At 49.8% G+C, this 10091-nt stretch carries 14 protein-coding genes; 10 read left to right on the top strand and 4 right to left on the bottom strand.

The genetic code is table 11. The features are described 5' to 3' along the window. Positions 1 to 9 precede the first annotated feature (9 nt). Complete coding sequence (locus AACL23_RS05505; protein ID WP_339050591.1) at positions 10 to 519, top strand: type 4 pilus major pilin; 510 nt, start codon at positions 10 to 12, stop codon at positions 517 to 519. A gap of 113 nt (positions 520 to 632) precedes the next feature. On the opposite strand, the gene AACL23_RS05500 is transcribed toward AACL23_RS05505, so the two are convergent. Next, positions 633 to 932, bottom strand: coding sequence for a type II toxin-antitoxin system RelE/ParE family toxin (locus tag AACL23_RS05500; RefSeq protein WP_015873464.1), 300 nt, complete (start codon positions 930 to 932; stop codon positions 633 to 635). Continuing rightward, positions 920 to 1210 carry a CopG family ribbon-helix-helix protein gene (locus AACL23_RS05495; protein WP_015873465.1) on the bottom strand — a complete coding sequence of 97 codons (291 nt, stop codon included), beginning with the start codon at positions 1208 to 1210 and terminating at the stop codon, positions 920 to 922. Before AACL23_RS05495 ends, AACL23_RS05500 begins: the two co-directional genes overlap by 13 nt. A 71-nt stretch (positions 1211 to 1281) precedes the next feature. Here AACL23_RS05495 and pilV point away from each other — a divergent pair, with 71 nt between their 5' ends. The 7 genes from pilV (at position 1282) to traJ (ending at position 6736) form a co-directional block, all read left to right on the top strand. Then, positions 1282 to 2646 (top strand): shufflon system plasmid conjugative transfer pilus tip adhesin PilV, encoded by a 1365-nt coding sequence (gene pilV / locus AACL23_RS05490; RefSeq protein ID WP_339050589.1) that lies wholly within the window; start codon positions 1282 to 1284, stop codon positions 2644 to 2646. Positions 2647 to 2695: 49 nt separating this feature from the next. Continuing rightward, positions 2696 to 3127 carry a type IV pilus biogenesis protein PilM gene (pilM, locus tag AACL23_RS05485; RefSeq protein WP_100096814.1) on the top strand — a complete coding sequence of 144 codons (432 nt, stop codon included), beginning with the start codon at positions 2696 to 2698 and terminating at the stop codon, positions 3125 to 3127. 2 nt (positions 3128 to 3129) lie between these two features. After that, positions 3130 to 3750: a prepilin peptidase gene (locus AACL23_RS05480; protein ID WP_339050586.1), complete on the top strand. Its 621-nt coding sequence runs from the start codon at positions 3130 to 3132 to the stop codon at positions 3748 to 3750. A gap of 42 nt (positions 3751 to 3792) precedes the next feature. Further along, a complete protein-coding gene (locus tag AACL23_RS05475; RefSeq protein ID WP_339050584.1) occupies positions 3793 to 4257 on the top strand; it encodes a lytic transglycosylase domain-containing protein in 465 nt (154 codons plus the stop codon). 67 nt (positions 4258 to 4324) lie between these two features. Then, a complete protein-coding gene (locus AACL23_RS05470; protein ID WP_100097144.1) occupies positions 4325 to 4774 on the top strand; it encodes a DotD/TraH family lipoprotein in 450 nt (149 codons plus the stop codon). Beyond that, complete coding sequence (locus tag AACL23_RS05465) at positions 4771 to 5580, top strand: type IV secretion system DotC family protein (protein WP_100096811.1); 810 nt, start codon at positions 4771 to 4773, stop codon at positions 5578 to 5580. Before AACL23_RS05470 ends, AACL23_RS05465 begins: the two co-directional genes overlap by 4 nt. Then, positions 5567 to 6736 carry a plasmid transfer ATPase TraJ gene (gene traJ / locus AACL23_RS05460; protein WP_100096810.1) on the top strand — a complete coding sequence of 390 codons (1170 nt, stop codon included), beginning with the start codon at positions 5567 to 5569 and terminating at the stop codon, positions 6734 to 6736. Before AACL23_RS05465 ends, traJ begins: the two co-directional genes overlap by 14 nt. On the opposite strand, the gene AACL23_RS05455 is transcribed toward traJ, so the two are convergent. Then, positions 6731 to 7150 (bottom strand): type II toxin-antitoxin system VapC family toxin, encoded by a 420-nt coding sequence (locus AACL23_RS05455; RefSeq protein ID WP_234817398.1) that lies wholly within the window; start codon positions 7148 to 7150, stop codon positions 6731 to 6733. The genes traJ and AACL23_RS05455 overlap by 6 nt on opposite strands. Beyond that, positions 7147 to 7389, bottom strand: coding sequence for an antitoxin (locus AACL23_RS05450; RefSeq protein WP_015873471.1), 243 nt, complete (start codon positions 7387 to 7389; stop codon positions 7147 to 7149). Before AACL23_RS05450 ends, AACL23_RS05455 begins: the two co-directional genes overlap by 4 nt. 105 nt (positions 7390 to 7494) lie before the next feature. Here AACL23_RS05450 and icmT point away from each other — a divergent pair, with 105 nt between their 5' ends. Continuing rightward, complete coding sequence (icmT, locus tag AACL23_RS05445; RefSeq protein WP_100096809.1) at positions 7495 to 7755, top strand: IcmT/TraK family protein; 261 nt, start codon at positions 7495 to 7497, stop codon at positions 7753 to 7755. Positions 7756 to 7769: 14 nt separating this feature from the next. Continuing rightward, positions 7770 to 10085, top strand: a complete 2316-nt coding sequence (locus AACL23_RS05440; protein ID WP_339050577.1) for an LPD7 domain-containing protein — start codon at positions 7770 to 7772, stop codon at positions 10083 to 10085. The last annotated feature ends 6 nt before the right edge of the window (positions 10086 to 10091 follow it).

Here is a 10091-nt window from a genome sequence, read left to right as displayed (position 1 = left end):
GGAAAAAAAATGAACTCGTTAAAAAAAGGTATTTTTAATATCAGTGATGCCAGTATCGGTTGGGGGATGGCCTTTGTGGGGCTGGCGATGGTCGCTGCGGCAGGGATGGGGTTGTATGTCAAAGTCTATTCGACTTCAGCCGTCAGTAGCATCAACACCCTGCTCAACGAAACCCAATCGCTGCGCAGCTCTACGGGTTATGGCACGGTCAATTTGGTGCCCGCTCTTATTCGCTCAGGGGCCATCCCTAAAGGCATTTCGATTGTGGGAGACACGCTTTTTAATGCCAGCGGCGGGGCCATCACCGTCACCGGCAGCGGAATCGGTTTTATTGTCTCAACAGCCGGCATGAATGAAAAAGATTGCATGAAACTCGCCACGACCTTAAGCAATGGAGATATCGCTACGGTCCGAATCAACAGTGCGCCTGCGATGACGGGCGAGATATCACCGGCACAGGCCTCGTCCGCCTGTGTTGCTGGAAGAAACAATACGATGACTTTTACTACGAATATGTAAGGCCCTTCATGTCTTTTCAATCACGGCTCAAAGAGACGGATTTTTTTGATGTATATCTTGCGTTTACTCATTGAGCATTCGACGAGCATTGCTCACCAGAGATTAAGACAACCTTACTGATAGCCTGATTCTTTTTGGTGTTTGATGGATAAAATGACCACACGATCAAGTTCCGTGTCATCACGATACAATAAAACATACCCGCTGCTGCCAAAATCGATGATGAGTTCTCGAAATTCAATATTCAATCCCTCAACCGGACGTCCTATTGATGGCATATCGATTAATAACTTAATGCTATTTGAAATGGCCTTCGCCGCTTTTCTTGCCGCTAATGGATTTTTTCTTTTAAGAAAGGCTTGTAAACGAACTAAATCCTCTTGAGCTCGTTTCTGAATAATTACTTGTGGCATGTGGGCGCACTTTTCTCGTTGGGCGTCCCCCAAGTATCAAGCCAGTTCAGTGCTTCCTCTGCGGTAATATGTTCGCCTGTTTCCTGGTATTCCTGCCAGGCCGCTAATGCATTTTTACGGTAAGCGCTTTGTTTTTCTTCTCGTTCGACATATTGATGAATGGCGTCGAGCATGAGTGCATGAGAAGAACTCCGCTTATCATCAGCCAAATATTTGACTCTTTCTTTGAGGTTTTTTTCAAGTCGAAGCGTGATGGTCTGCCGTTCATTGAGGTGCATACAGTTCTCCTTTTATGTCATTGGTGTTACAGATAACACTATCACATTTTTATAAAAATGGGGACGAAATAATGAAACAGTTAAAGAAGGGCATCTGGCAGATCTCCGATGCCTCCATAGGCTTGGGCGTGGGATTATTTTGCTTTGCTTTGATCGTGATCCCGCTGGTGACGGCCTTTCATAAAGACCAGCAATACAGCACGGCGGCCAGCCATGCGCTGCGAGTAGAAAAAGCCACGCACAAATACATGATGGATAACGCGTTGAGGATTGGAAACCGTGCCACGGCCACGTCTCTGTATATTCTGGGTGTGCCAGAGCTGATACAGGCGGGGTATTTACCGTCCGGCTTTTCAGAGACCAATCTTTTTTCACAGCGTTATCACACCCGCATTGTTCAACCGGCCCCGTTAAAATTTCATCATATGATTTTTTTGACAGGCGGGGCTCCCCTGAGTTTGAGTGCCGCCCGGAAAATGGCGATGAGAATCGGAGGCAGCGGCGGTTACATTGAGGGCGGGTTAGCCAAAGGGGTGATGGGGGGCTGGACTGAACCCATCTCGGCGTTTGGGGGCTATCACCCCGGAGAGGGTCATGTGGTCATCGCCGGATTTTTTTCTCAGGGCTCAGGCAAAAATGATTATTTGTATCGCCATGCGGTGCCGGGTCAGGCTGAGTTAAATACGATGAAAACGGCGCTTAATATGGAGGGAAACGACATTAACGCGGTCAATCAACTCAATGCGAATAAAGTCAAAACCAAAGAATTGCATGCCACAGGCTCAGCGCACATTGAAGGCGCCCTTCGTTCTGGCGGCGACATGACCACAGACGGCTGGTTGATCACCCAGGGATCCAAAGGGTGGTATTCCTCTGAGGGAGAAGGCGGATGGCATATGACCGATAAAACCTGGATTAAGGCCATTAACGGGAAATCGATTTATACCTCAGGCACCGTGCTAGGCGGCTATGTGAAACTCGATAACATCTCGGTGGCGGGAGCCAAATGTAACGAGAATGGTTTACTGAGCCGTGATGCGAGCGGGGCCATACTGTCCTGTCAATCAGGGGTATGGAAGGGAGCAGGGGGAGGCCACCTGTCACGCGCCGGAGTGAATGCATTATCGGTAAAGTCCACAGGCGATTTTCATTTTGTCCTGGTCTCCATTTCATCGAGATTTTTTGCGGTCGACGGCTCACACACCGCCATGGCGAACTTTACCCTGTCGCTCAATGGCAGAGTGAGGGAACAGATCACGAACGGATTAAATGTCAGAAAAACCGGAGGGGGTGGCCACTACTGGGGCTACGACACCGTGGGCGTCGTACAAAAACAATATCGCTTAAAAATAGCCCAGGGCGATCACCTCCGCGTGGCACTGAGCTCAGCCCATTACCACCTGAGCAGTGATATCAGAATCGATCTGTCGAATTAACGTCCCCCTCTACACTCTTGTTTCATTGAAATCACCCTGTAAGGACATCATGCTGAATCTCAATAGCGTGTTAGTGGTTTTTTTCATTTTTCTGGGTACGCATTTATTCAATACCCTGAAGGAAAAAGACGCCGAGGTCACATCACAGGTGACGGACAGTCTGTTCACCACGACCTTTCTACTGTATGCAGACAGGTTGTCGACCTTTAAAAAAAAGTATCCTGCGTATACCGGTACGGTCAATGCTGATGGCTTACTTCCCCCTTGGTTAGGCCAAAAACCGGAGATAAGAATGCATATTGAAAATGGCATCGGTTATGTTGATATGCCGAATCAAGCCGGCCTGTATGCCGGTTTAATGAGTGCCACGGACCATTCCTCCCTGATGGGGGTCACCGATGAGCATCATCTCATCACGCTGTCCGGCCAAATGCCAAAGCCGCCGTTTATCCCTGAAAACCACCTTGTCTACATGAGATGACGATGATGCTGTTATTGTTATTGTCCTCGCTCAGCGCCTTGGTGATGGCCGTTTCCCTCCCTAACATCATTGTCAGAGTGGAAAAAAACGTCATTTCACAGTGCGACGACCTCAAACCATCCCGGGAAACGACCCCGCCGATGTATCCGCTGGCCGCCGTCGCCCTATTGAATATTGCCCCGGTCTTTTATTGGTTTAAGCCTGAACAGGGGTATTTGTCGGGGGGGCTTTTTTTGTTATCCGTCTTGAGTTACATCGATATCGTCCGGCGTTGGGTACCGGATTGTTTGATTTTTTTGTTCAGTGGCGTCAGCGTCTATGGTGTCGCTTCCGGCACAATAGGCCCTTCACCGGAAGAGGCGTTCATGGCCACGGGCCTGTTTGTTTTTCCTTTTATCGTCATCAATGGATTCAGCTGGCTCAAAAAAAAAGTCTGGGTGTTTGCCTCAGGAGATATCTATATCGCCCTGTCCATCGGCTTATGGTTAGATAAAACGACGGCGGTCATGGTCGCCGGTGGGTCTATTTTACTGGCGTTGTTATACGGGTCAGTTTTTCGACAACCTCATTTCCCCTTTATTCCCTTTCTGCTTTTTTCTTTCTTGATGAATGGTGTTATCTGATTTTTTGAAAGGCGAAAGCAGGCTCTCTTTCAAGTCATCGTCATGAAAAAAACAGCGTTGTTCTTTTTGCTGCTCACCCTCTCTGGCCCTGCTGCCGCGTTATGCTTTCAAGCCGCGGGGCTACGTTACCAGTTAGATTCTGTGTTGCTGGAGGCGATGGCAATACAGGAAAGTGGTCTCAATCCCAGAGCGATCAATCACAATAAAAATAAAGCGGGAAAGGTCTTGAGTACCGATTTTGGATTGATGCAAATCAACTCCCTTCACATTCCAGCCTTAAAGACACTGGGCGTCATCAGGTCAAAAGAAGACTTGCTGAGCAACGCCTGTCTGAATGTTCAGACAGGCGCCTGGATTTTGGCCAGACATCTCAACATGTGCGGGCATCACTGGTCGTGCTTAGGCTCCTACAACGCGGGTTTTGCCAAAAATAACCAACACCGCCGGATAAAATATGCCAGACAGGTGTATCGGCGGTATCAGCAATTGCGGAGTCAGCGTCCATAAAGGCAGTGATTTTGTGGCTCAAGTGACGGCATGCATCCACCCAAACCCTTTTTTAACGGACATCCCCATGAAAAAAACCATCGCGTTTTTAACAGGTTTGATATTGTCTGGCTGTCAAACGCCCAAAATCGATAAAGCGCCTGATGCAGTCCTGGCCTTAGAGAAGGCCGCGCGTTCTATTTCAATGAAGCAGGTAACGCTCCATCAATCGGGGGCTTTACATCAAAAACGATCGCAGTTTGCTCAGCCCATTCTGAGTGAAGACAACAGGGTGAACCTGGACTGGCAGGGAGATGCGCTGGCGTTATTGGCTCAATTAGCGCGTCAAAGAGGGCTCACCTTTGCCTGCAGTGGCCACCGGCGCCCTCTTCCGGTCAATGTCAGCGTGCAGGAGATGAGATTTGACGCGCTCCTTCGCCAGATTGAAACCCAAATCCGCTGGCGGGCGACACTCAAAAGACACCCCCATAGTCTGCATCTGTTTTTTTCTCTTCCAGAGAAGGCAGGACACAGATGAAAAAATCAGGGCTGATGCTGTGGCTACTCATCCTCACTGGGTCGGCCTGGGCTCAAGAGCCAGAAAAAAAACCCCCGCCGGATATCACCGCTTACCTTAATCCCTCACACCCACACAAAGGCATGAGTGAGACGGTGTATCAAATGCTGACAGAAGCAGGGCACACCTTAGGATTTCGAGGCGGAAAAGCGCAGCGGGCATGGGAACTGCAAGGGGCTTTGAGAGACAAAGAAAACATCCTCAATACCCTCTATGATTTTCGAACCTTAATCAGCCCCCAAGGGTGGTTGCCCCCGGTCATCGTCTCGGCTCAAGACATCGCTCATATCACAGACGATCACATCCGCTCTGCCAGCCGCATCTACCATATCCTGTCTCCAGAACGATTTGTGAGCCATCCGCCCAGCTGGCGTCCGTATCTGATGGCAGGGTTAAGCACCACCACCACGGCGCTACCTGACAACGCGGTACGACCGAAAAATGGCGAACAACGCACCGTTTGGCGAAAAGCGATAGAAAAAGGCTGGTCAGAAGGACGGGAAAGCGCAGACCGGATTTTAGAAGCCAATTTTCATCGTTTAACCCGGGATTATACAGGCATGCTGCAATATTCCACCCTGTTGCAACAAGGCATGGTGACACCCCCGAGGGTCACAGAGCAGCAACAAACGGTCGTGGTTACCCCAGATCAACTGATTTTAGGCGATAAAATAAAGCGCTTAAAACAACGCGCTCAATTCAACATCGATCACCTCGATTGGCAGCCCATCATCACGACGGAGAAAAAATCCAATGACGGAAAATAGCCTGCCGCCCTTTGATTTCAGCGCGGGATTAACGGCAGACACCCTGCGGCGATTTTTCGCCTGGTGTGCGAGTCACCATGTCACCGACATTCATCTCCAGGGCGGCGCGCCCATGATTGTCGGCCGTTACGGGCGATTGATCAAAGCCAGTGCCTTTCGCCTGGAAGAGGCCAGATTAACCCAGTTAGTCGATGAGATATTTACGCCAGAAATCAAGGCGATGGTGAAATCAGGGCAGGGGGTTGATCGGGCACTCCAGCTCGAGGGCGATGCGAATGGACGCTACGGATTACCACGAGGAGAACGCCTGAGGTTTCGGGCCAATTTCATTCAAGCCACCGCGGGACGTCAGGAATTAACCCTGGCCGTCACCTTAAGGCTCATTCCTTCCCAAATCCCGACACTCGAGAGTTTGGCCATCGAGCCTGAGTTATTCAAAAATCTGTTGCCCCATAAGGGATTAATCTGGGTGTGTGGCGAAACCGGCTCGGGGAAATCGACGTTACTGGCGGCCATTTATCAATATTGTGGGCGTGTGTATCCCGATAGAAAAATCGTCACCTTCGAAGATCCCATTGAATATATTCTCGGCACGCCAGAAAATCGTTTGCCTCCGACCCAATCCCAAATTGGGCGTGACGTGAGCAGCTTTTCGGAAGGACTGAGACTGGCGCTACGCCAGGCGCCTGATGTCATTGGGGTGGGAGAAATTCGAGATGGGGAGACCTTGATGGGGGCCATTGCCTGCGGTCAGTCAGGGCATCTGTGTTTGTCTACCTTGCACACCCATTCCCCCGCTGAAACCATTCCCCGAGCGGTCTTGATGTTTCCCACAGACAGGCGGGAAGCCGTCGCGCACGATTTGCTGGGGATATTACAGGTGATTGTCGTGCAGCAGTTATTACGCACCACAGACGGCCAACGCCAGGCCATTCGTGAATATCTCATTTTTGATGAAGCCGTGCGACAAGCGCTCTCTGAGTTGAATTACACCCAATGGAGCGCATGGATTAACCGACGTTTAAAAACGCAAAAAGCCCGTTTGGCTGATAAAGCATGGCCATTATATCAGGAAGACCGTATTGATGACGAAGAGCTCCTCACCGTCATGAGTCACAGCGAAAGGGAAGAGAGAAAGAAAAATACGCTCTTATGATTCAGCGCGCTTACTCCAATCTTCAACAAAGACATCAGGATAAGTCAAAAGTGAAAAAGCCTTGTCGTGTGTGACGAGAATGCTCTTGGATGAGACTGAATGTGACAAGATCAACATATCTAATGCACTCAGAGTGATGCCGGAAGAAGCGCAAGAAGCTCTTAGGTCTCCATAGACGATCGCGGCCTTTTCATCCCAAGGCAACACCTTCACACGGAGCAGGAACTCTCGTATCAGGCGGGAAAGGGCAACTGGGTGCCCCTTTCGTGCCAAACCGTAAAGCAGCTCAGCCTGAGTAATAGTAGAGACGGCGATGCTTTCCATCGGCACTTCAGCCAATTTACGGCGCACCTGTGGAGGATGACCTTTAATGACATAGCTTGCCATATTGGTATCCAGCATAAAGTGCTTCAAAACAAATTCCTTTTTTCTTCGGGCAAATGATCACGATCCCGCATGAAATCATCAGGGATGTCAGTGCTATCAGCCAGCACAAAAAAATCTTGCCAAGAGGCTGGCTTGGGCGACAGAACCACATCGCCCGTTTCTGGATCACGACGAATGAACACCTCCGAGCCCTGGAATCGAAATTCCATGGGGAGCCGAACCGCTTGACTACGGCCGGTAGTAAATATCTTGGCAGTGACTGACATGGCTCTCTCCTTTTCTCTTTTTTTCAAAAGTATACATTCTTGATTGATATATATCAAGAATAGATATTATTGTCTCTATTTAAATTCATTTTTTAAGGAACTTCTATGGAAATCTCCCCTTGGAGAGACGCTTCACGGCCTCTCACGATTTTGGGTATTCCAGCGCTGCTGTTACCGATTTATTTTGCCTGGTTTCGTTGGCCTACCTTTCTGACGCTCGCCATTTGTACCGCCCTGATTTTATTTTTTAAAGGGCTCTCCCTTTTTGGCGTCACGCTCACTGTGTTAACCCAAAGAGGGCTGCATCTGATGCGAGGTAATCCCGTCCTGGGGCGTCCTTGGTGGATTCGAAAATTTGTTGAATAACGGGAGACAGGCCTATGATGGCAACGGAAAAGACGTGGCTGGTCATTCCTTATGACGAGCTCTCGCTCGCCAAAGAGGCGGCCAAAAAGTTACCCCAGGGTGAAAATGCCTTGGGGTTCGATAAAGATTTAAAACTCTGGTTTGCCAAACCGGGGGCCAATCTCTCTGCATTACAGAGATGGCTGCCCGATCCGATGTCTCAAGCGCCCACAAAACGCGATCCCAGAGACGAATTTGCGCAGGTATTAACAGAGGCAGGATTTGAACTCGACGGCCCTCCAGAAATGGACGGGCAGCTTCATCGGGTGAAAACCAGCGAGGACAAATCAGGTCAAAAAACAGGGGCCTATACCGGTTATCTGGATGGGACTCCTGCGGGTTGGTATCAAAATCACCGACTCCATAGTGATCCCATCAAATGGAAATCTTCTTTATCGTCATCATCAGTGCATAAACCCGCTCAACATCACCTTCGGGCACTGGCTGCACAAAAAAAACAGACCCGAGAGGCGGAGCAGGCACGCAAACATCAGCACCATGCCTGGCGGGTTCGTCAACTTTTTGCCTTATTGCCCCAAGCCGAGGCCTCACATCCTTACTTGCGGCGAAAAGGGATACCGCTCACCCAAGGCATCAAACAGGACAGACAGGGCAGGTTGGTCATTCCCTTGCGTAATGCCGAAGGGGACATCAGAACCATTCAACGGATTGACAAAACCGGCTTTAAATCGCTGAAAAAGGGGGCTCAAAAAACAGGCGGCTTCTTTGTTGTGGGAGGGACCGTTAAAGCGGGACAGCCTTTACTCTACGCCGAAGGCTATGCCACTGCGGCCAGCATTGCACAGGCGACGGGGTTGCCCGTCGTGATGACCGTCGATGCGGGGAATATGCCAAAGGTGGCGGACTCTTTAGCGCAGCGCTACCCTGATAATGATCACTTTTTTTTAGCCGATGACGATCGAAAAAATGCCACCAATAAAGGAGTACAAAAAGCGCAGGAAGCCGCAGAGCTGACCCAGGGCACCGTCATTGTACCGGTCTTTACCGAAGCAGAAATAAAGCAGAATTTGACCGATTTTAACGATGTGCAGCAATCTCAAGGCATCAAAGCGGTCACATCACAGATAGCGCCTTATTTAGAGTCGGGCGTTAAGAAGAGTGCGCCGCAGGTCAATCTCGACCCTCCTGTTGAGAACAATGAATCAGTAGTGATGCCAACATCACAGACCCCCATTCAAAAAAAAGGGCCGTCTGATGGAGAGAACAGCATCAAAATAGCGTCACTCAGCGCTGAAAAGGGAGAAAAAACCCCTCAGGTCACCCCGCTTAACATAGATACACTCATGCAAAATATCACCCATCGCTATGAAAACGGCACGGTGGTGTATTTTCATCAGGGAGAACGCGCTTTTGTCGATCACGGGCAGCAAATAACGATGGCGTCTCCGCAAGCCAGCCAAAATAATACGATGGTGTTCGCCGCGCTGTGGGTAGCAAAGCAACATTATCATGGAAAAATCGAATTCACGGGCAGTGACGCCTTTAAACAAAAGGCCATCGATGTGATTGCAGAGCATCGGCTTGAGGTCGTTTTGAAAAATCCTCAGCAGCAACATCAACTCGAGAGGGCCATGCAGCGTTTACATCAAGACAAAGAAGCCAAATCGACAGAAAAACCCCAAACCGATGCCCTTGTGGCAAACAGGGAAACGGTCACACCCCAAAAAACATCCCAAACTGCACCGCCAGAGCCCACGATGGAGGGGCCATTGACAGGAAAATTACTCGAACACAGAGCCGCGCCCTATCAATTTAAGGCAGAAAAAGGCATGAGTTATTTTGTGAGAATGCGCACAAAGGAAGGGGAAAAGGTGATATGGGGAAAGGAACTAGAAGGGGCATTAAATGACAGTGGTATGAAGACAGGCGAGTTGATCACCCTTCGTTGCCTGGGGAAGAAGCCTCTGACCCTGAACATCCCCATCAAAGATGCGCAGGGAAACCTCGTTCGTTGGGAAAAAAAAGAAGGGCATCGCACTCAATGGGAGATCGCCTCCGCCATCGATACTCGTCTTTTGGTGGCAGACGAAAAAGACGCCTTTCCCCCTTCGGCGCTGATGGCCTACGACAGGGCCACCTTTAATAAAATACAACAGGCCGTTCTCACACAAACCGCCATGACAGTGCCTTTGCCCTCCCATCAGTCCGATGGGTTATGGGTGCAACCCGATGGCAAGGGCACGACAAAGACAGGCCATCCAGACCAGGGGGGTACTGCCGACAACTCACCCAGATTCAGGGAACAGGGTGATGACAGCGCATTCCCCTGAGGGAAA

The sequence above is a fragment of the Candidatus Williamhamiltonella endosymbiont of Tuberolachnus salignus genome (assembly GCF_964019775.1).
Lineage (GTDB): Bacteria > Pseudomonadota > Gammaproteobacteria > Enterobacterales > Enterobacteriaceae > Hamiltonella > Hamiltonella defendens.
Note: the sequence above shows the minus strand (reverse complement) of the source record. Positions and strands in the feature narration are given on the sequence as shown.